The following is a 20239-nucleotide window of genomic DNA, read 5'->3' as shown; positions in this document are numbered from 1 at the left end:
CCGGTGGCGTCCGGCCCCTGGCACACTGGCGCGAACCGCGAGGGTGGGGGACTGGACATCATGCCGGGTTTGTGACAGCCGCGTGAAACGGTTTGCCGAACATGCGTAGGGTGCAGAGAAGTCATCGGAAGGGGTGCGCCGCGGAGCGGGCACCCGGAGAGCGGCACGACGAGCGAGGGAGGGAGCCGGAGCGATGGGCGACCACAAAGAGCAGCAGCCCGTGCGGGTGGGCGCGGCCGTCCGGCGGCGCCGTCGTGCCCTGGAGCTGACCCTCGCCGTCGTGGCCGAGCGCAGCGGCCTGTCGGTGCCCTTCCTCAGCCAGGTCGAGAACGACCGGGCCCGCCCCAGCCGCACCTCGCTGGAGCGGCTGGCCGACGCCCTGCGCACCACCGCCGTGGAGCTCCTCGCCGCCGCCGGCCCGGCGGCGAGCGTCGACGTCGTCCGCGCCGACCCGGCCGCCGAGGACGACTTCGCGCCCCGCACCCGTTCCCTGGTCCGCGGCCACCACCAGCTGCACGCCTCCGAGTTCACCGGCGACCACGACGCGGGCCGCGAGTTCCAGCACCGCAACGACGAGCTGATGTACGTCGCCGACGGCGCGGTGGAGATCGAGGCGGAGGGGCGCGCGTACCGCCTGGGCCGGGGTGACACCCTCTACCTGACGGGCGGGGTCAGGCACCGGTGGCGGGCGACGGTGCCGGACACCCGGGTGGTCGTCGTGGCGGTCGCCGAGCACATCGAGGCCGTGCAGGACAGGTCCCGTTAGTGCGGGTCGTCTCCCTGGTCCCGTCCCTCACGGAGGCGGTGGCCCGGACCCTGCCCGGCGCGCTCGTGGGCGCCACCGACTGGTGCACGCACCCCGCGGACCTCGGCGTCAGCAGGATCGGCGGCACCAAGAACCCCGCACTCGACCGCATCCTCGCCCTCGCCCCCGACCTGGTGATCGCCAACGAGGAGGAGAACCGCGCCCCCGATCTCGACGCCCTGCGTGCCGCGGGCCTCGCCGTGCTGGTCACCGAGGTGCGCAGCGTCCCGCAGGCCTTCGCGGAGCTGGACCGGGTCCTTCGGGCGTGCGGTGCGCCCGGGCGGCCCCGCTGGCTGACGGAGGCCGAGGCGGCCTGGGCCGCGCTGCCCGCGCCGGCCGGGCGCAGGACGGCGGTCGTGCCGGTCTGGCGCCGGCCCTGGATGGTCCTCGGCCGGGGCACCTTCGCCGGTGACGTGCTGGCCCGTCTCGGCGTGGACCACCTGTACGCCGGCCACCCCGACCGCTATCCCCGCGTGCCGCTCCAGGAACTCCGGTCGGCGGCGCCGGACCTGGTGGTGCTCCCCGACGAGCCGTACCGCTTCACCGCCGACGACGGCGCCGAGGCCTTCCCCGGCCTGCCCTGCGCCCTGGTCAGCGGGCGCCATCTGACCTGGTACGGCCCGTCCCTCATCGAGGCGCCGCGGGTGCTGTCCGAGGCGCTGCGAGCAGCGCGCCGCTGAGCAGGCCCCGTACGGTGCCGGAGGCGGCCGCGAGCCAGCCGGCGGCGAGCAGCGCGTACAGCCCGACGGCCAGCCCGTCGTACACCACCAGACCGGTGTGCCGGGCGAGCGACATCGCGCCGGTGACGCACGTGCCCACCGGGAAGGTGAACGCCCACCAGGTCATCGCGAAGCCCATGCCGTGCCGGCGCGCCCGCACCACGTGCGCCGCCGCCAGCGCCAGCCACAGCAGCGCGAACCCCATGACCGGCACCCCGTACAGGACGGCGAAGACGTCCAGACCGCGCGCGTACGGCGCCGGTACGACCCCCGCCGCCGCCGCGTCCGCGATCTTGCCGACCGCGGTGGTGGACTGCCCGAGCGGACCCAGGACGAGGAACAGCGTCGGTACCAGCGCGGGCGGCAGCGGGCCGGAGAGCAGCCGGCCGAAGACCAGCGGCAGCATCAGCAGCGTCGCGAACAGGCTCAGCCCGAACAGGGCGAGGCTGCCCAGCAGCAGGGTCGCGCGCGGCTGACCGGGCGGCACGTGCGGCACCAGCAGCGGGCCGAGCGCGGCCGACACCATCGGCGCGACCAGCGGCAGCAGCCACGCGGGGGCCGCCTGCGCGGGCTCGACCCGGTGCCGTACGGCCATCAGGTACGGCACGGCCACCGCGGCCGCCAGCCCGACCGCCGTACCCGCGGTGAACAGGACGGCGTCCAGCACGACGGCCGTGCGGGCGCCGATCACCTGCCGTCCGGCGGTCAGGGCCCCGCCGCCGACCGCCAGCAGGGCCATCGACAGACAGCCGTAGAAGGGCGCCACGGCCGGGTCGCGGAGATGGGCGCGGGCCTGGTCGCGGTGGCGGGCCCAGTGCAGGGAGCGGGCCGCCAGCAGGGCCGCCAGCATGATCAGGGACAGCACCCAGCAGGCGGCGAGGACGACGCGCGGCACCGCCGCGTGCGCGGGCAGCGCCACGCCGGCCGAGCCGAGGACGGCGGTGCCCATGACGGCGGCGTACCAGTTGGGGCCCAGGTGGCGGGCCCATGCGGCGGGCGTGGCTGAGGCGGCGGACAAGGGCTGGGCTGCGGTGACCATGGCCCCACGGTCCCGCCGTTGATCGTGCCTGACCAGGGAGTTCCCTCCTATGAGGACATAAGCTGGTCTTATGAGCGAGATGGCGGGGCGGCGAGAGCGCACAACGGATCGCACGGCACCGGAGCCCCCCGGGCCGGACCGCACGGCGTCGCTGGCCCACCGGGTGCCCGATCTGGCCGCCCTGGAGCTGCTGCTGGCGGTGGCGCGCCTCGGCAGTCTCGGGGCCGCGGCGCGCGAGGTCGGGATCACCCAGCCCGCCGCCAGCAGCCGGATCCGCTCCATGGAACGGCAGCTCGGCGTGGCCCTCGTCGACCGCTCGCCCCGCGGCTCCCGGCTCACGGACGCCGGCGCGCTGGTGACCGACTGGGCCCGCCGCGTCGTCGAGGCGGCGGCCGCCTTCGACGCGGGCGCGCGGGCACTGCGCGACCGGCGGGACTCGCGGCTGAGGGTGGCGGCGAGCATGACCATCGCCGAGTACCTGCTGCCCGGCTGGCTCCTCGCCCTGCACGCCGAGCGCCCCGACACCGCGGTGTCGCTCCTCGCCGGCAACTCGGCGAAGGTCGCGGAACTGCTGCTCGCGGGCGAGGCCGACCTCGGATTCGTGGAGGGCCTGTCCGTGCCCACGGGGCTCGACTCCGCCGTCATCGCCCGCGACCGCCTGATCGTCGTCACCGCGCCGGCCCATCCCTGGGCCCGCCGCCGGCGCCCCCTGACGGCGGACGAGCTGGCGGCCACCCCCCTGATCCTGCGGGAACGCGGCTCCGGCACCCGCCAGGTCCTCGACGCGGCGCTCGGCGGCCTCGCCCGCCCCCTGATCGAGCTGTCCTCCACCACGGCGGTCAAGGCGTCCGCGGTCAGCGGCGCCGGCCCCTCGGTCCTCAGCGAACTGGCCGTGGGGGAGGAACTGGCCATGCGGCGCCTGGTCAGCATCCCGGTCGAGGGCGTGTCCCTCCGCCGCGACCTGCGCGCGGTCTGGCCGACGGGCCACCGCCCCACGGGCCCGGCACGGGAGCTGCTCTCCCTGACCCGAGGATGACGCGCGCTCCGCGACTGGGCGGAATGCGTCCCGTGCCCGGCACCGGCAGGACGCATGGCGGGACTGCCCGCAGCGCCGGCGACGCTGCAACGCCCCAGGGGCGCGGGGAACTGCGCGACCAGCCACAACGCACCCGCACCCCGCAGACGCACCGCGACACGTCGGCGATACTCGAACCGGCACCCACCATGCCCGACACCCCGCAGACGGCCCGCGGCGCGACGCCGGCCCGGCACCCCCAAGGCGCGGGCACCCCGCAGCAGTCGGCTCCGCCGAAAACCCCTTGGCCAGGTGACGCAGCCACACGGCAGCCGGAGCCAACCGTCAACCCGTGGCGGAGCCGGCCGCGGTCACCAGCGCGCGCATCACTCGCACGTCCTCGCCCATCTCCGGGTGCCACTGCACGCCAAGCGCCCAGCTCCGGTCGGCCGGCAGTTCGATGGCCTCCACCGTGCCGTCCGCCGCGTAGGCCGACGGCAGCAGGCCCGCACCGAGGCGGTCCACGGCCTGGTGGTGGTAGGTCGGCACGGTCGTCTCCTCCGGGACGATCCCGGCGTACAGGCTGCCCGGCACCGGCTTGACCGGGTGGCCGCCGAACACGCCGACCACCTCCGCGTGCCCGTCCAGGTGCTGGACCAGCGTGCCGCCGAGCGCCACGTTCAGCAGCTGCATGCCCCGGCAGACGCCCAGCAGCGGCACCCCCGCCGCCAGCGCGGCGTCGATCAGCGCCAGCTCCCAGGCGTCCCGTTCGAGCGCCGGTGGCCCCGTGCGCGGGGAGCGCTCGGCGCCGTACCGGGCGGGGTCCACGTCCGGGCCGCCGGCGATCACCAGGCCGTCGAGCCGGGCCACCGTCTCCGCGGCGCGCTCGGGCGCGTCCGGCGGGAGCATCGCGGCCAGGCCGCCGGCCCGTTGCACCAGGCGCGGATAGCCGGCCGGCAGCAGCGCCGCGTCCAGCTCCCACACCCCCCACCGCGCGGCGGACTCCAGATAGGTGCTGACGCCGATCAGCGGTCGTACGGTCATGCCGCCCTCCCCGGAAGGCAAAGGTTTGGTTGCGTACCTTTACAGGGTCATGCGAGAAAGCCCCGCAGCAGGGCCGCCGTGCCCGCGCAGTGCTCGCGCATCATCTCCCGCGCGCCGTCCGCGTCCCCGTCCAGCACCGCCTCCACCAGCGCGGTGTGCTGGCGCTGCGAGTGCTCCAGGTTGCGCACCAGCAGCGGGATGCAGTCCAGCAGATCGTTCACCTGCGCCCGCACCGCCGCGTACTGCGCGGTCAGCGAGGGCGAGCCGCACAGCTCGGCGAGGGTCAGATGGAGCAGGGTGTCCTGGCGGCGGTAGTCCGCCAGCGGGGCGTCGTGCGTGCGGGCCAGCGCCTCGCGCAGCCGGTCCGCCCCGCCGTCGGTGAGACCGTGCGCCGCGCACAGCCCGGCCGCGCCCACCTCCAGCACCTCACGGAACCGCAGCACGTCCTCGAGGTCGACCCCGGCGACCCGGCGGCGCAGCTCGTCCTCGCCGCCGCCGTCCGCGCGCGGCAGCACGAACGTTCCGCCGTAGCGTCCACGCCGCGCCTGGACCAGCCCCTGGTCCTGGAGCACCTTCAGCACCTCGCGCAGCGTCACCCGGCTGATCCCGAGCCGCTCCGCCAGCTCCCGCTCGGCCGGCAGCCGCTCGCCGCCCGGCACCAGGCCGAGCCGCACGACCTGGAGGATCTGCTCCAGCGCCTCCTCGAAGCCGTTGCCCGCCCGCACCGGCCGCAGCACCGGAGCCAGCCGGTCGCCCACCGCCCGGGGGTGGCTCTCCCACGACATCCGGCCGTACCCCCTTCCCAGGCAATGGTTCCGAGCAATACCTTATGGCTCCCGGCTCGGCCGAAAAAGCGCTTCAGGCGCCGAAGGAGGCTTCTCCCGTGGCAGACCGCACACCCCCGCTCAGCGTCGAGGAACTGCACGCCCTCGTCGCGAGCGGTGAGATCGACACTGTCGTCCTGGCCTTCCCCGACATGCAAGGGCGCCTCCAGGGCAAGCGGTTCGCCGCCCGCTTCTTCCTCGACGAGGTCCTGCACCACGGCACCGAGGGCTGCAACTACCTCCTCGCCGTCGACACCGAGATGAACACCGTCGACGGCTACGCCATGTCCTCCTGGGACCGCGGCTACGGCGACTTCGCCCTGCACCCCGACCCCGCCACCCTGCGCCGCATCCCCTGGCACCCCGGCACCGCCCTGCTCCTCGCCGACCTCGCCTGGAACGACGGCTCACCGGTCCTCGCCGCCCCCCGCCAGATCCTGCGCCGCCAGCTGGAGCGGCTCGCCGCCCTCGGCTACACCGCCCAGGTCGGCACCGAGCTGGAGTTCATCGTCTTCAAGGACAGCTACGAGGCGGCCTGGGACGCCGGATACCGCGGCCTCACCCCGGCCAACCAGTACAACGTCGACTACTCCGTCCTCGGCACCGGCCGCATCGAGCCCCTGCTGCGCCGGCTGCGCAACGAGATGGCCGGCGCCGGCCTCACCGTCGAGTCCGCCAAGGGCGAGTGCAACCCCGGCCAGCACGAGATCGCCTTCCGCTACGACGAGGCCCTCGTCACCTGCGACCAGCACGCCCTCTACAAGACCGGAGCCAAGGAGATCGCCGCCCAGGAGGGCGTCTCGATCACCTTCATGGCCAAGTACAACGAGCGCGAGGGCAACTCCTGCCACATCCACCTCTCGCTCGCCGACGCCGACGGCAGGAACGTCATGGCGGGGGACGGCGAGGGCGGGATGTCGGACGTCATGCGGCACTTCCTCGCCGGGCAGCTCGCCGCGCTGCGCGACTTCTCGCTGCTGTACGCCCCGAACATCAACTCCTACAAGCGGTTCCAGCCGGGCTCCTTCGCCCCCACCGCCGTCGCCTGGGGCCACGACAACCGCACCTGCGCGCTCCGCGTCGTCGGCCACGGCCGCTCCCTGCGCTTCGAGAACCGCCTCCCCGGCGGCGACGTGAACCCGCACCTCGCCGTCGCCGGCCTGGTCGCGGCCGGCCTGCACGGCATCGAGCACAAGCTCGAACTGCCGGACCCCTGCCCCGGCAACGCCTACTCCGCCGAGTACGAGCACGTCCCGGCCACCCTGCGCGAGGCCGCCGAGCTGTGGGAGAACAGCCCCATCGCCAGGGCCGCCTTCGGCGACGAGGTCGTGGCCCACTACGGCAACATGGCGCGCGTCGAGCTCGCGGCCTTCGACGCCGCGGTCACCGACTGGGAGCTGCGCCGCTCCTTCGAACGCCTGTGAAAGGTCATCCCGTGACTGACCCGCACCAGCTCGTCGTCCTCAACCCCGCCACCGAGGAGGTCGTCGCCACCGTCCCGGCCGCGAGCGAGGAGGACGTCGCCGCCGCCGTCGTACGGGCCGCAGGTGCCCAGACCGGCTGGGCCGCCCTCGCACCCGCCGACCGGGCCCGGCTGCTGCGCCGCTTCGCCGACACCGTCGACGCGCACCTCGAGGAACTCGCCCGGCTGGAGGTCCGCGAGGCCGGCCACACCCTCGCGGGCGCCCGCTGGGAGGCCGGCAACGCCCGCGATCTGCTGCTGTACGCGGCCGGCGGCGCCGAACGCCTCCTCGGCAGGCAGATCCCGGTGCCCGGCGGCTGGAACGTCACCTTCCAGGAACCGCTCGGCGTCGTCGGCGTCATCGCCCCCTGGAACTTCCCGATGCCGATCGCCGCCTGGGGCTCCTTCCCGGCGCTCGCCGCCGGCAACGCGGTCGTCCTCAAACCCGCCGAGACCACCCCGCTCACCGCGCTCCGGCTCGCCGAACTCGCCCTGGAGGCAGGGCTGCCCGAGCACGTCTTCCAGGTGCTGCCCGGTCACGGCCACACCGCGGGACGCGCGCTCGTGGACCACCCGGACGTCGCCAAGATCGTGTTCACCGGGTCCACCCGCACCGGCCGCGAGGTCATGGAGCACTGCGCCCGCCTGGTCAAGCCGGTCACCCTCGAACTCGGCGGAAAGAGCCCCAACATCGTCTTCGCCGACGCCGATCTGCCCCGCGCCCTCGACCCGTTCTCCTTCCTGGACAACGCCGGCCAGGACTGCTGCGCCCGCACCCGCATCCTCGTGCAGGAACCGGTGCTGGAAGAGGCCCGCGCGTTCCTCGCCGACGCCCTCGCCTCCGTCGTCGTGGGCGACCCGGCCGACGACAGGACGCAGATGGGCCCGCTGATCTCCGGCCGGCAACTCGAGCGGGTGCGCTCCTACGTCCCCGAGGACGCCCCCGCCCTGCGCGGCACCGCACCCGACGGCCCCGGCTTCTGGTTCCCGCCGACCGTCCTGACGGGGGAGCGGCACGACGCCCCGGCGGCCCGCGAGGAGATCTTCGGGCCCGTCGCCGTCCTCCTCCCCTTCACCGACGAGGCCGACGCGATCCGCCTCGCCAACGACACCCCCTACGGCCTCTCCGGCTCCCTGTGGACGAAAGACCTCGGCCGCGCCCTGCGCGTCTCCCAGGCCGTCCGCGCCGGCAACCTGTCCGTCAACTCCCACTCCAGCGTCCGCTACTGGACCCCGTTCGGCGGCTACAAGCAGTCCGGCCTCGGCCGCGAACTGGGCCCCGACGCCCTGACCGCCTTCACCGAGACCAAGAACGTCTTCATCAGCACGGAGGGCCCCGCACAGTGACCGACAACAGTGTTTGCCGCCGCCTGGTCGGCCGTACCGCCGTCGTGACCGGAGCCGGCAGCGGCATCGGCCTCGCCACCGCCCGCCGGCTCGCCTCCGAGGGCGCCCACGTGGTCTGCGCGGACGTGGACGAGGTCCGCGGCAAGGCCGCCGCCGACGAGACCGGCGGACTCTTCGTGAAGACGGACGTCACCGACCCCGAGCAGGTCGAGGCGCTGTTCCGGACGGCGTACGACACCTACGGCAGCGTCGACGTCGCCTTCAACAACGCGGGCATCTCCCCGCCCGACGACGACTCCATCCTCGAGACCGGCCTGGAGGCCTGGAAGCGGGTCCAGGAGGTCAACCTCACCTCCGTCTACCTGTGCTGCAAGGCAGCCATCCCCTACATGCGCCGCCAGGGCAAGGGGTCCATCATCAACACCGCGTCCTTCGTCGCGCGGATGGGCGCGGCCACCTCGCAGATCTCCTACACGGCCTCCAAGGGCGGCGTCCTCGCCATGTCCCGCGAACTGGGCGTGCAGTTCGCGCGGGAGGGGATCCGGGTGAACGCCCTGTGCCCGGGGCCGGTCAACACCCCGCTGCTGCAGGAGCTGTTCGCCAAGGACCCGGAGCGGGCCGCCCGCCGGCTCGTCCACATCCCGGTCGGCCGGTTCGCCGAGGCCGAGGAGATCGCCGCCGCCGTCGCCTTCCTGGCCAGCGACGACTCCTCCTTCGTCAACGCCACCGACTTCCTCGTGGACGGCGGCATCGCGGGCGCGTACGTCACGCCCCTGTAGGCCGGCCGGTCACAGGAAGGTGCGCCCCTCACCCCGGTAGGTGGGCACGGCCGCGGTCACCGCGTCCCCCTCGACCAGGTGCAGGGTGTCGAACCGCTCGCACAGCTCGCCCGCCTTGGCGTGCCGGAACCACACCTTGTCGCCGATCAGCAGATCGTCGGCGGGCGGGCCGAGCAGCGGGGTCTGCACCTCGCCGGGGCCCTCCTGGGGGTCGTACGCCAGGCCCTCCGGCAGGTACGGCACCGGAAGCCGGTCGGGTCCGGCGGCGCCGGAGGCCGGGTAGCCGCCGCCGAGCACGGTGACGACCCCGACCCCCGGCCGCCGTACGACCGGCAGGGCGAACAGGGCCGCCGGACGGCCGGTGAACGACGTGTAGTTGTCGAAGAGCCGGGGCACGTACAGCCCCGAACCGGCGGCTATCTCCGTCACCGCGTCCTCGGCCGCGGTGTGCTGCACGCTGCCGGTGCCACCGCCGTTGACGAACTCCAGGTCCGGGACGACCGCCCGCACCGCGCGCACCACCGCGGCCCGCCGCTCGGCCAGTTCGCGCCGCGCCGCGGCCTGCATCAGCCGGATCGCCCGGGACCGCAGCGGACGCCCGGCCACGGCGTCCCCGACGCCCGCGATGTGCCCCTCGTACGCCATGATCCCCACCAGCCGGAAACCCGGCCGCCGGGCCACCGACCGGGCCAGCTCGGCCAGTTGGGCGGGGGAGTGCAGGGGGCTGCGCCGCGCGCCGACCCGGACCCGGCCGCCGAGCAGTTTCAGCGAGGTGTCCAACTCCAGGCAGATCCGCACGACTTCCCGCCCGCCGTCCCGCGCGGCGTCGATCAGGTCGAGCTGCGCGGGGTCGTCGACCATCACGGTGACGGCGCCGGCGAGCTTGGGATCGGCGGCCAGTTCCGCGTAACCGGCGCGGTCGGCGGACGGATAGGCCAGCAGGATGTCGTCGAACCCGGAACGCGCCAGCCACAGCGACTCCGCCAGCGTGAACGACATGATCCCCTGGAAGCCGTCCCTGGCCAGAACCCGTTCCAGCAGGGCACGGCAGCGGACCGACTTGCTGGCGACCCGGACCGGCTTGCCCGCGGCCCGGCGGACGAGATCGGCCGCGTTGGCGTCGAAGGCGTCCAGGTCCACGATCGCGAGAGGGGCGTCGAGAGGGGCGGTGGCCCGGTCGTAACGGGCCCGGTCGGCGGCGCGCGCAGTCATGCCGGAAGCCTGCCAGATGGGATTACCGCAGGGTAGGGGGACGTTCCGGGCAGATGCCCCGGCGCCCCGGACTGGTTCTGATTCCGGTCCGCGCAACCCGTAGAGTGACGCGCACGTACGCGGAACGCGCCCGGCCGCCTCACCTGAACCGGGATGCCGGTCCCGCCGTACGGGTATGCGTGCCCGGGACGGAGCTTCCGCGCCGGGCGCCACCGGGCGGCACAGCGGCCCGCGCACACGCAGCACGGCCCGGGCACGAGGAGAGGACGGCCCGGGGACCAGGAAACGGGGGGTGCATGACCACGGAAGCGCGCCACGCTCCCATCCCCCCACGCCCGTCCACTCCTCCCGACGACCCCGACGACGAGCCGTCGGTCTTCACCCCACGCCACGGCCGTCCGTCGCAGGGCGGCGCCGCGCAGGACAGGCACGCGTCCCGGGGCGGCACCGCGTACGAAGGGCACGCGCCCGGAGGCGCCGCCCCGGACCAGGACCGTTCGCCGGCCGGGGGTTTCGCGGGACGAGCGACGCCTTCTGCCGGGGCGGGCGCGGACAACGGCCCGGCTTCCGCCGTCGGGGCCGCGAGCGAAGGCTCGCACGTCGACGGGTCCGCGGGTGAGGGCTCGCACGTCGGCGGGCGGTCCGCGGGCGAGGGCTTGCAGTCCGGTGGGCGGTCTGCGGGCAATGGCCCGGGGTCTGCGGGTGAGGGCTTGCGCTCCGGTGGGCGGTCTGCGGGTGCCGGCGCGCCGGACGGGCGGGCCGCCGCGCGTGACGGCCGCACGTCCGGGAACTCCGGTTCCGGCCCCGCGATGCAGGCGCGGCCGGGCGCGCCGCGGCCCGTCGTGCCGGCGGCCGGCGTGCCCGTGAGCCCGCCTCCGCCGCCTGCCTCGGCCCGGTTCCCCGACGCTCCGCCCAGCGCGGGCCGTGAGGCGCGCCGCCCCGGAAAGGATCCCCGGCGGCCGGGAGCTCCGGCGGAGACCCCCTCCGAGACGACGGCCCGGCTCCGCCCGGTCACCGCGCAGGAGACGAGCCCCCGGCCCGGGCCGCCCACCGCGTCCGGACCTGCGAACGCGTCCGGTCCTGCGGTCCCGCCCAGTCCTGCCAACGCGTCCGGGGCTGCGTTCCCGCCGGGCTCCGTCGCCGGGTCGCGGTCCTCGGCCGGGCCTCGCTCTGACGTCCCCGCCCGGCCCGCGGTCCCGCCCAGTCCTGCCAACGCGTCCGGGGCTGCGTTCCCGCCGGGCTCCGTCGCCGGGTCGCGGTCCTCGGCCGGGCCTCGCCCTGACGCCCCCGCCCGGCCCCCGGTCCCGCCCAGCCCTGCCAACGCGTCCGGGGCTGTGGCCCCGCCGGGCTCCGTCGCCGGGTCGCGGTCCTCCGCCATGCCGCGCCCTGCCACCGCGTCCGGGCCCTCGGCCGCGGCCCGTCCCGTCACCCCCTCGGAGACCACCGCCCGGCTCCGGCCGGTGAGCGATGCCCCCGGGGCGCGGCGCGGCGGGGCGGTGTCTGCTGCCGGGGGCGGTGTCGCGGCGGCGGAGGGGCCGGCGTGGAGTCCTCTGACGCCTGCTGCTCCCGTTGGACCGCCGCCCGGGCCGGATCCGGCGCTGTCGTGGGGTGCCGGGGCGGCCGTACGGCCCGTGGTGTCGTTCGGGGAGCCGGAGGCCTTCACCGAGCGGCCGGGGCACCGGCCGGCGCCCCGGACCGCCGTCGCCGCCGCCTGCCTCGTGCTCGGCCTCGGTCTCATCGGCGGTGCCGCGACCGGGAGTTGGCTCACCGACGGCGGCGGGGACGCCACCGGCGGCGACCACTTCGCCACCGCCGGGGCGCTGTGGCACAGCGTGCCCGTCGACCAGCTCTTCCCGCCCACCGTCCAGGGCCCCGGCGCCGGCCCCGGCGGCGCCGACCGCACCTGGACCCGGATCGCCGTCGCCCCGGACAGCGGCTGCGCGCACGCCTTCGACCCGCTGCTGCAGAAGGTGCTCGCCCCCGTCGGCTGCCGTCGGCTGCTGCGCGCCACGTACACCGACGCCACCCAGAGCTATGTCACCACCGTCGGCCTGCTGTTCACCAAGGCCGACCCCGCCGCCATGTCCGCGCTCGCGCACCGCTTCCGCACCGAGCGCCTGGACCGCCGCGCCGACCTGATGCCACGGCCGTACGCGGCCGGGGGCACCGCCGCCGCCGGCTTCGGCGACCGGCAGCGGGCCTCCTGGACGATCTCCGTCCTCACCGACGCCCCCGTCGTCGTCTACGCCGTCTCCGGCTGGGCCGACGGCCGCGACGTCGACACGCCCCAGCCCGCCGCCGACGCCGTCGCCGACGGCGCCACCACCGCACCGGCCCAGGCCGGTCTCGGCAACGAGGCCCAGGGCCTGGCCGACCGCATCGAACGGCGGCTGCGCCAGAACCTCGGCACGGCCACGGAGAACCCCTCATGAGGCGAACGACGCCCGCGCACCGCGGCCGCCGCACGGCCCGCGCCGGCGCCGCCCTGAGCCTGCTGCTCACCGGCGCCCTCACCCTGCTGCCCGCCGGCGCGGCCCACGCCGACGGCATCCGCGCCCAGCAATGGGGGCTGTCCGCGCTGCACCTGGACCAGGCCTGGCGCGTCACCAAGGGCCGGGGCGTCACCGTCGCCGTCCTGGACACCGGCGTGGAGGCCGACCATCCGGACCTCGCCGGCAACGTCCTGCCCGCCAAGGACATGATCGGCTTCGGCGCCGGCCAGGGCGACCGCGACTGGGCCCGGCACGGCACCGCCATGGCCGGCATCATCGCCGGGCACGGCCACGGCCCGGGCCGCGGCGCCGGTGTCATGGGCGTCGCCCCCGAGGCGAAGATCCTGCCCGTGCGCGTGATCCTGGAGGACAACGACCCCGCCCGCGCCCGGGCCCGCACCACCCGCGGCAACGCCCTCGCCGACGGCATCCGCTGGGCCGCCGACCACGGCGCCGACGTCATCAACCTCTCCCTGGGCGACGACTCGAACTCAGCGCACCCCGAGGCCGGCGAGGACGAGGCCGTGCAGTACGCCCTGAAGAAGGGCGTGGTCGTCGTGGCCTCCGCGGGCAACGGCGGCGACAAGGGCGACCACATCTCCTACCCGGCCGCCTATCCCGGCGTCATCGCGGCGACCGCCGTGGACCGCTACGGCACCCGCGCGTCCTTCTCGACCCGCCGCTGGTATGCGACGGTCAGCGCGCCCGGCGTCGACGTGGTCATCGCCGACCCGGACCACAAGTACTACGCGGGCTGGGGCACCTCGGCCGCCTCCGCGTTCGTCTCCGGCGCGGTGGCCCTGGTCAGGGCGGCCCACCCCGAGCTGACCCCGGCCCAGATCAAGAAGCTCCTGGAGGACACCGCACGGGACGCGCCGGCCGGCGGCCGGGACGACTCCCGCGGCTTCGGCATGATCGACCCGGCGGCGGCCCTGCGCGCGGCCGACCGGCTGAAACCGCGGAGCCTGCGCGCAGCGGCGTACGGGAAGACGTACTTCGGCGACGGTCCGGACGCCCCCAAGGCCGCCTCCTCGACCGCCGACTGGGCGGGCCCCCTGGCCGGCGGCACCGGCGGGGTCCTCCTGGTGGCCGGCGTGGTGCTGTGGCGGGGGCGCCGGCAGACGGCCTGAGGGCGCCCCGTACGGCACGGTGGGCTCGCCCGCGGCTCACCCCCTCACGTGCCGGTGAACGCCGAGACCGCCGCCTCTGCCGCCGCCTCCACCAGCGCGATGCCCTTCGCCTGGCTCCCGGTGCCCTCCGACAGCACCGCCACCAGATAGCCGGCGCCGTCCACCGTGACCCGCCCGATGCTGTTCACGTCCCACAGACCCGTCGCACTGCGCGCCAGCCAGCCGTTCTTCAGTGCGCAGGAGCCGTCCTCCGCGACGGCCGACACGCCCCACCGCTGGTCCGGCTCGACCGACTCCATCAGCCCCCGCACATAGCTCCGGGAGGCCGCGCTCAGCTCGGACTCCTCCCCGAACACCTGCCGGAGCAGGAGCAGTTGATCGGCGGCCGTCGTCTGCGTCAGCCCCCACAGCCCGCCCTCGCCGCCGGAGGTCGAGGTCAGCCCGAAGCGCTTGTTCGCGGCGTCCAGGCCCGCCGCCCGCCCGATCGTGTGCCACAGCGCCGTCGCCGACGCGTTGTCGCTGTTCTCGATCATCTTCGTGGCGTACGACCGCTCGGCCGCCGTCAGCCGCCGGTCCGCGTCCTGCGCCTGGAGCAGCAGCGCGGCCAGGATGTCGACCTTCACGATGCTCGCCGTGTCGAAGGCCGCGTCCCCGTACGCGGCGCTCTCCCCGGAGTCCACGGCCAGCACCGCCGCCGACACCCGCGCGCCCGACGGCACCTGCAACGCCGCCATCGCCTTGCCCAGCAGCGCCGTCCGGTCCACCGCCGGCTCCGTCACGGGTTCCACCGAGGCCTCCTCGCCCGCCCCGGCCGAGGGGGAGGCCGAGGGCGTCGCCGCCGACGATACGGCCGCCGTCCCCGGGTGCGCCCGCTCCTTCACGTACACCGTGCCCCCGGCGGTCACCCCGGCCACGGCGACCAGGGCGAGCGCGAGGGACGGAAGCGGACGGCGCCGGGACGGGCGCGCACGACGGCCGCGGCGGGCTCTGGGGGACTCCATGCCCGCGATGCTCGGCGCGGGTGCTGTGCGCTCCGTCGGTCCGGGCTGAGACAGGGATCAGGGAATGCTGAGATTCCCGTGAAGACTCCCGTGCCCCGGGGCCGCGGACCGTGCCGACGGACGCGGTGACCGGTGGCGATAAGGTCGGTCACCGTGGCGAACAAGAACATTCCCGACCCCGGCTTCTCCGACGACGACGGCTCCGCCGACCCCCGGCTGAGCGCCGCGCTCGCGGCCTGGGCCGAGGACCGCGGCGCCCTCGGGCCGGTGCTGGAGGCACTGAAGGGCGCCCGCCTGCTCGTCCCGGTCGTCGCCGTGCTCGGCGAGGTGGAGGAGGACGAGAACGGGCTGCGCCGCGAGAAGACCAGCGACATGGCCGTACCCACCCTGAAGGCCGGCGACCGCACCGCGCTGCCCGCCTTCACCTCCACCGACTCCCTCGCCCGCTGGGACCCGGCGGCCCGCCCGGTCGCCGTACCCCTGCACCAGGCGCTGCAGGCCGCCGCGCACGAGAAGGCCGACACGGTGGTGCTGGACCTCGCCGGGCCCGTGCCGTTCGAGCTGACCGGCCCGGCGCTGCTCGCCCTCGCCGAGGGCCGCACCAGCACCGATCCGCTCGCCGACCCGGCGGTGATCGAGGCCGTCCGTACGGCCGTGGCGGCCGAGCCCGCCGTGCTGCGCGCCCACCTCGGGCCCGGGCGCGCCGACGGCACCCTCGCCCTCGTCGTCGACCCGGCCGCCCAGCCCGCCGAGGCAGCCCGCGCGGTCGCCGAGCGCCTGGCGGCCGACGAGACACTGAGGGCCCGCCTGGTGCGCGGCCTCGACCTGGCACTGCTGCCGGCCGGGACCTCGCCTCCGGGCGAGCCCCTGTACGTGAAGGGTTAGATCAGCCGTAGACCGGGCCGGTGTACTTCTCGCCCGGCCCCTGGCCCGGCTCGTCCGGCACGACGGACGCCTCGCGGAACGCCAGCTGCAGCGACTTCAGGCCGTCGCGCAGCGGGGCCGCGTGGAAGGAGCTGATCTCCGTCGCGCTCGCGTCCAGCAGGCCGGCGAGCGCGGTGATCAGCTTGCGGGCCTCGTCCAGGTCCTTGTACTTGTCGCCCTCCTCGCTCAGCCCGAGCTTCACCGCGGCGGCGCTCATCAGGTTGACGGCGACCGTCACGATCACCTCGACGGCGGGGACCTCGGCGATGTCCCGGGTCATCGCGTCGAAGTCGGGGTTCTCGGGATTCTCAGGAGGGGTCTCACTCATGCCCCACACGATAGGCCGTGCCGGATCACGGTTCTGCCGCGCCTTGTGAAGCGGTCTCCGGTTCGCCCTTGTCAAGCGATCCTGCTAATCTGGTTCACGACCGGCCGGGTGTGCCCTGCGTGCAACAGAGCTCCCGGCCCACAAGTGGAGGCTCCGAACTCCCACCTGACCGTCCTCCGGGACGGCGGGTCACCCGGTCAGGCGGCCACCATCGTTCCGTACGGACGATGGAGTCGCCCGAAAGCGCGCCCCGCGGCAATCGCGGCGGTGCTCCGGTAGTGCGTTGGAGCCCCGCCTGTGATCGTCCGGGGCATTTTTTCTGCTTCGGCGCGGTTAGGTCTAACGAAAAGACATACGCGGCTGTCCGCCAGACAACCGTGTGGTGCTACCGAGGAGGATCCATCAGCGCCGAGCCCCGCATCAACGACCGGATTCGCGTTCCCGAGGTGCGACTTGTCGGTCCCAGTGGCGAGCAGGTCGGCATCGTGCCGCTCGCGAAGGCACTGGAGCTTGCGCAGGAGTACGACCTCGACCTGGTCGAGGTCGCGGCGAACGCCCGTCCGCCCGTGTGCAAGCTCATGGACTACGGGAAGTTCAAGTACGAGTCGGCCATGAAGGCCCGTGAGGCGCGCAAGAACCAGGCGCACACGGTCATCAAGGAGATGAAGCTCCGGCCGAAGATCGACCCGCACGACTATGACACCAAGAAGGGTCACGTCGTCCGGTTCCTCAAGCAGGGCGACAAGGTCAAGATCACGATCATGTTCCGCGGCCGTGAGCAGTCCCGTCCCGAGCTGGGCTACCGACTGCTGCAGCGCCTCGCGGAGGACGTCCAGGACCTCGGTTTCGTCGAGTCGAACCCGAAGCAGGACGGCCGCAACATGATCATGGTCCTCGGTCCGCACAAGAAGAAGACCGAGGCCATGGCCGAGGCCCGGCAGGCACAGGAAGCCCGCAAGGCGGAGGCGAAGGCCCACCCCGGTCGTTCGCAGAACCCCGCCGAGGCCGAGGCGTCCGCCGAGGAGCCCGCCGAGGCGTGACCCCGGGGGACACCCGTCCCCAGTGGATGTAACCGAAAGAAGAGCGACGCTCCACAGTGCCCGGTTTTCGCGACCGGGCACCGGAGCGCCACCGACGAGGAGATAACGGCGCTATGCCGAAGAACAAGTCGCACAGCGGTGCCAGCAAGCGCTTCAAGATCACCGGCTCCGGCAAGGTGCTCCGCGAGCGCGCCGGCAAGCGCCACCTGCTCGAGCACAAGTCGTCCCGCGTCACGCGTCGCCTCACCGGCAACGCCGAGATGGCCCCGGGCGACGCCGCGAAGATCAAGAAGCTTCTCGGCAAGTGACCTGCGGCGCCGACTGAGCGCCGTACGTCTGGACCGGGACCGAATCGTTTCCGGGTCGTGTGACGACCACCACGACCCCGCTACAAGGAGTTAACAAGTGGCACGCGTCAAGCGGGCAGTCAACGCCCACAAGAAGCGCCGGGCGATCCTCGAGCAGGCCTCCGGCTACCGCGGTCAGCGTTCGCGCCTGTACCGCAAGGCCAAGGAGCAGGTCACCCACTCGCTGGTCTACAACTACAACGACCGCAAGAAGCGCAAGGGCGACTTCCGTCAGCTGTGGATCCAGCGCATCAACGCCGCTGCCCGCGCCAACGGCATCACCTACAACCGCTTCATCCAGGGTCTGAAGGCCGCGAACGTCGAGGTCGACCGCAAGATCCTGGCCGAGCTGGCCGTCAACGACGCCGGTGCGTTCGCCGCGCTCGTCGAGGTCGCGCAGAAGGCGCTGCCTTCGGACGTCAACGCGCCCAAGGCCGCGTGACGCTGCGCTGGCTTTAGCCGACGTTCACTGGACCCGCAGGCTTCACGGCTTGCGGGTCCTGTTGTTGGGTGGCTCGGTCGTTTTCCGGCCGCGGGCCGGCGGGGGCAGGCCGCGCAGTTCCCCGCGCCCCTTTCGGGGCGTTGCAGCCCTCGGCGCCACACAGTGAAGACTTTCTCGAAGGTGAAGAACAGGATGCCCACCCCCGAGCTGATCTCCCCCCGGTCCGCGCGTGTCGCCGCCGCCCGGCGGCTGGCCAAGCGGAACTTCCGGGGCAAGGACCGGCTGTTCCTCGCGGAGGGGCCGCAGGCCGTCAGGGAGGCGGCCGGGCATCGGGTGGACGGGGCCGCGACGCTCGTCGAGCTGTTCGCCACGGTGGAGGCCGCGGAGCGGTACGCCGACATCGTCGGGGCCGCGCGTGACGCGGGTGCCCGGGTGCAGCTCGCCTCCGAAGAGGTGATCGCGGACATCTCCACCACCGTCACCCCGCAGGGGCTCGTCGGGGTGTGCCGGTTCCTGGACGTGCCCTTCGAGGAGATCCTCGCCGCCCGGCCGAAACTGGTCGCCGTGCTGGCGCACGTGCGCGACCCCGGGAACGCCGGGACCGTGCTGCGGTGCGCCGACGCCGCCGGCGCCGAGGCCGTGATCCTCACCGACGCCTCCGTCGACCTGTACAACCCCAAGGCCGTACGCGCCTCCGTGGGCTCGCACTTCCATCTGCCCGTCGCCGTGGGCGTGCCCGTCGAGCGGGCCGTCGAAGGGCTGAAGGGGGCCGGGGTGCGGATCCTCGCCGCCGACGGGGCGGGGGACCGCGACCTGGACGAGGAGCTGGACAAGGGCAGCATGGGCGGGCCGACCGCCTGGGTGTTCGGCAACGAGGCCTGGGGGCTGCCGGAGGAGACCCGCGCGCTCACCGACGCCGTGGTGCGGGTGCCGATCCACGGCAAGGCCGAGAGCCTGAACCTCGCCACCGCCGCCGCCGTATGTCTCTACGCGTCGGCCCGCGCGCAGCGCGCCTCCGGAGGGTGCCGCTCCGTCACCCAGAGCTAGTAGGGTGACCAGCTCGGGGCCCTGCGCCGTCGAAAGAGGTGGGGTACGGGGATGAGTGTGGCCGGCACGAGCACCGCGCCGGAGGGACGGGACGCGCGGGGCGCCTTGGCGCCCCGGTGCGCAGAGCACCCCGGCATCGACCCCGACCAGCTGCCCGACGGCCTCGTCGTCGCCGACGAGCAGGGCCGTGTCGTCTGCTTCAACGCCGCCGCGGCGCGGATCGCCGCCGTACGCCCCGCCGACGCCCTCGGCCAGCCCCTGGAGAAGGCCCTGCCGTTAGAGGACCTGGAGGGCCGCCGCTGGTGGCAGCTCACCGATCCCTACGGCGGCCTCGCGATCCGCACCCGGCAGCCCGAGCGCAACCTGCTGCTGCCCGGAGGCAGGGAGGTGCTGGTCTCCGTCCGCTACGTGCGCGAGCGGCCCCTCGGGCCCGTCCGGCGGGTCGTCGTCTCGCTGCGGGACACCGAGGCCCGCCGCCGTACCGAGCGCAGCCACGCCGAGCTGATCGCGACGGTCGCCCACGAGCTGCGCTCCCCGCTCACCTCCGTCAAGGGATTCACCGCCACCCTCCTCGCCAAGTGGGAACGCTTCACCGACGACCAGAAGCGGCTGATGCTGGAGACCGTCGACGCCGACGCCGACCGCGTCACCCGGCTCATCGCCGAACTGCTGGACATCTCCCGGATCGACTCCGGGCGGCTGGAGGTGCGCCGCCAGCCCGTCGACATCGGGGCCGCCGTCTCCCGGCACATCCAGGCCTACGTCACGGCCGGCCAGCGGGCCGACCGCTTCCTGCTGCGCATCGAACAGCCCCTGCCCGCCCTGTGGGCCGACCCCGACAAGATCGACCAGGTGCTCAGCAACCTCATCGAAAATGCCGTGCGGCACGGCGAGGGAACCGTCACCATTGACGTCATGCCCTGCGCGTCCCCGCGCGAGGGCGAGCAGACCGGCACGTCGGTCACGGTGAGCGACGAGGGTCCCGGCATCCCGGAGGAGTCCATGAACCGCGTCTTCACCCGCTTCTGGCGGGGCAGCAAGCGCGGCGGCACCGGCCTCGGGCTCTATATCGTCAAGGGCATCGTCGAGGCCCACGGCGGCACCATCACGGTCGGCCGCGCCCCCGGCGGCGGCGCCGAGTTCCGATTTACGCTGCCCGTGGCCGCGCCGGCGTATCTCGCCTGACGACCCACGGGCGCATTCGCCTACCTCCGCCCCGTTAGACTCGGCCTTTGGCACCTT

20 protein-coding genes are annotated in these 20239 nt (G+C 74.3%); 14 read left to right on the top strand and 6 right to left on the bottom strand.

All coding sequences use genetic code 11. The features are described from left to right. The first annotated feature begins 193 nt into the window (after positions 1-193). On the top strand, positions 194-766 hold the full coding sequence (locus tag ACGFZN_RS21310; RefSeq protein ID WP_393860027.1) for a helix-turn-helix domain-containing protein: 573 nt from the start codon (positions 194-196) through the stop codon (positions 764-766). Continuing rightward, the gene (locus ACGFZN_RS21305; RefSeq protein ID WP_393860026.1) at positions 766-1485 is read left to right on the top strand and encodes a helical backbone metal receptor; all 720 of its coding nucleotides are present in this window, start codon (positions 766-768) and stop codon (positions 1483-1485) included. Before ACGFZN_RS21310 ends, ACGFZN_RS21305 begins: the two co-directional genes overlap by 1 nt. Here the strand turns inward: ACGFZN_RS21305 and ACGFZN_RS21300 are convergent. Beyond that, positions 1433-2563, bottom strand: a complete 1131-nt coding sequence (locus tag ACGFZN_RS21300; RefSeq protein WP_393860025.1) for a TDT family transporter — start codon at positions 2561-2563, stop codon at positions 1433-1435. The two genes, ACGFZN_RS21305 and ACGFZN_RS21300, sit on opposite strands and share 53 nt — an antisense overlap. Positions 2564-2642: 79 nt before the next feature. On the opposite strand from ACGFZN_RS21300, the gene ACGFZN_RS21295 reads away from it, so the two are divergent. Next, positions 2643-3599 (top strand): LysR family transcriptional regulator, encoded by a 957-nt coding sequence (locus ACGFZN_RS21295; RefSeq protein ID WP_393860203.1) that lies wholly within the window; start codon positions 2643-2645, stop codon positions 3597-3599. Between the two features lie 324 nt (positions 3600-3923). On the opposite strand, the gene ACGFZN_RS21290 is transcribed toward ACGFZN_RS21295, so the two are convergent. Both ACGFZN_RS21290 and ACGFZN_RS21285 read right to left on the bottom strand, forming a co-directional pair. After that, entirely contained in the window at positions 3924-4622 is a 699-nt protein-coding gene (locus tag ACGFZN_RS21290) for a gamma-glutamyl-gamma-aminobutyrate hydrolase family protein (RefSeq protein ID WP_393860024.1), read from the bottom strand. 47 nt (positions 4623-4669) lie between these two features. Beyond that, positions 4670-5407 carry a FadR/GntR family transcriptional regulator gene (locus ACGFZN_RS21285; RefSeq protein ID WP_393860023.1) on the bottom strand — a complete coding sequence of 246 codons (738 nt, stop codon included), beginning with the start codon at positions 5405-5407 and terminating at the stop codon, positions 4670-4672. 98 nt (positions 5408-5505) lie between these two features. Between ACGFZN_RS21285 and ACGFZN_RS21280 the strand changes: the two genes are divergently transcribed. Genes ACGFZN_RS21280 through ACGFZN_RS21270 form a run of 3 tightly spaced genes read left to right on the top strand, consistent with a single transcriptional unit; the run spans position 5506 to position 9034 of the window. Further along, positions 5506-6870 carry a glutamine synthetase family protein gene (locus ACGFZN_RS21280; protein ID WP_393860022.1) on the top strand — a complete coding sequence of 455 codons (1365 nt, stop codon included), beginning with the start codon at positions 5506-5508 and terminating at the stop codon, positions 6868-6870. A gap of 11 nt (positions 6871-6881) precedes the next feature. Continuing rightward, positions 6882-8255, top strand: a complete 1374-nt coding sequence (locus tag ACGFZN_RS21275; RefSeq protein ID WP_393860021.1) for an aldehyde dehydrogenase family protein — start codon at positions 6882-6884, stop codon at positions 8253-8255. Continuing rightward, positions 8252-9034 (top strand): 3-oxoacyl-ACP reductase, encoded by a 783-nt coding sequence (locus ACGFZN_RS21270; RefSeq protein WP_393860020.1) that lies wholly within the window; start codon positions 8252-8254, stop codon positions 9032-9034. The genes ACGFZN_RS21275 and ACGFZN_RS21270 overlap by 4 nt, the downstream gene beginning before the upstream one ends. 9 nt (positions 9035-9043) lie before the next feature. On the opposite strand, the gene ACGFZN_RS21265 is transcribed toward ACGFZN_RS21270, so the two are convergent. Next, entirely contained in the window at positions 9044-10246 is a 1203-nt protein-coding gene (locus ACGFZN_RS21265) for an amino acid deaminase/aldolase (protein ID WP_393860019.1), read from the bottom strand. Positions 10247-11877: 1631 nt separating this feature from the next. Between ACGFZN_RS21265 and ACGFZN_RS21260 the strand changes: the two genes are divergently transcribed. Both ACGFZN_RS21260 and mycP read left to right on the top strand, forming a co-directional pair. Next, positions 11878-12678 carry a hypothetical protein gene (locus ACGFZN_RS21260; RefSeq protein ID WP_393860018.1) on the top strand — a complete coding sequence of 267 codons (801 nt, stop codon included), beginning with the start codon at positions 11878-11880 and terminating at the stop codon, positions 12676-12678. After that, a complete protein-coding gene (gene mycP, locus ACGFZN_RS21255) occupies positions 12675-13868 on the top strand; it encodes a type VII secretion-associated serine protease mycosin (protein ID WP_393860017.1) in 1194 nt (397 codons plus the stop codon). Before ACGFZN_RS21260 ends, mycP begins: the two co-directional genes overlap by 4 nt. A gap of 44 nt (positions 13869-13912) precedes the next feature. On the opposite strand, the gene ACGFZN_RS21250 is transcribed toward mycP, so the two are convergent. Further along, complete coding sequence (locus ACGFZN_RS21250; protein WP_393860016.1) at positions 13913-14869, bottom strand: serine hydrolase; 957 nt, start codon at positions 14867-14869, stop codon at positions 13913-13915. A gap of 153 nt (positions 14870-15022) precedes the next feature. On the opposite strand from ACGFZN_RS21250, the gene ACGFZN_RS21245 reads away from it, so the two are divergent. Continuing rightward, positions 15023-15754 (top strand): SseB family protein, encoded by a 732-nt coding sequence (locus ACGFZN_RS21245; protein WP_393860015.1) that lies wholly within the window; start codon positions 15023-15025, stop codon positions 15752-15754. Position 15755: 1 nt separating this feature from the next. Here ACGFZN_RS21245 and ACGFZN_RS21240 read toward each other — a convergent pair whose 3' ends face one another. After that, on the bottom strand, positions 15756-16121 hold the full coding sequence (locus tag ACGFZN_RS21240; protein ID WP_393860014.1) for a DUF1844 domain-containing protein: 366 nt from the start codon (positions 16119-16121) through the stop codon (positions 15756-15758). A gap of 377 nt (positions 16122-16498) precedes the next feature. Between ACGFZN_RS21240 and infC the strand changes: the two genes are divergently transcribed. The 5 genes from infC to ACGFZN_RS21215 all read left to right on the top strand — a co-directional run bounded on the left by infC (position 16499) and on the right by ACGFZN_RS21215 (position 20182). After that, positions 16499-17161 (top strand): translation initiation factor IF-3, encoded by a 663-nt coding sequence (infC, locus tag ACGFZN_RS21235; protein ID WP_225098250.1) that lies wholly within the window; start codon positions 16499-16501, stop codon positions 17159-17161. A 113-nt stretch (positions 17162-17274) separates the two neighbouring features. Beyond that, complete coding sequence (gene rpmI / locus ACGFZN_RS21230; RefSeq protein ID WP_003977225.1) at positions 17275-17469, top strand: 50S ribosomal protein L35; 195 nt, start codon at positions 17275-17277, stop codon at positions 17467-17469. Positions 17470-17566: 97 nt separating this feature from the next. Beyond that, positions 17567-17950, top strand: coding sequence for a 50S ribosomal protein L20 (rplT, locus tag ACGFZN_RS21225; RefSeq protein ID WP_004002577.1), 384 nt, complete (start codon positions 17567-17569; stop codon positions 17948-17950). Positions 17951-18142: 192 nt separating this feature from the next. Continuing rightward, positions 18143-18997, top strand: a complete 855-nt coding sequence (locus tag ACGFZN_RS21220) for a TrmH family RNA methyltransferase (protein ID WP_393860013.1) — start codon at positions 18143-18145, stop codon at positions 18995-18997. A gap of 51 nt (positions 18998-19048) precedes the next feature. Then, positions 19049-20182, top strand: a complete 1134-nt coding sequence (locus ACGFZN_RS21215) for an ATP-binding protein (RefSeq protein WP_393860012.1) — start codon at positions 19049-19051, stop codon at positions 20180-20182. Positions 20183-20239 lie beyond the last annotated feature (57 nt).

This window comes from Streptomyces sp. NPDC048192 (assembly GCF_043202415.1).
Classification (GTDB): domain Bacteria; phylum Actinomycetota; class Actinomycetes; order Streptomycetales; family Streptomycetaceae; genus Streptomyces.
This window is presented reverse-complemented; position numbering and strand designations above follow the sequence as displayed.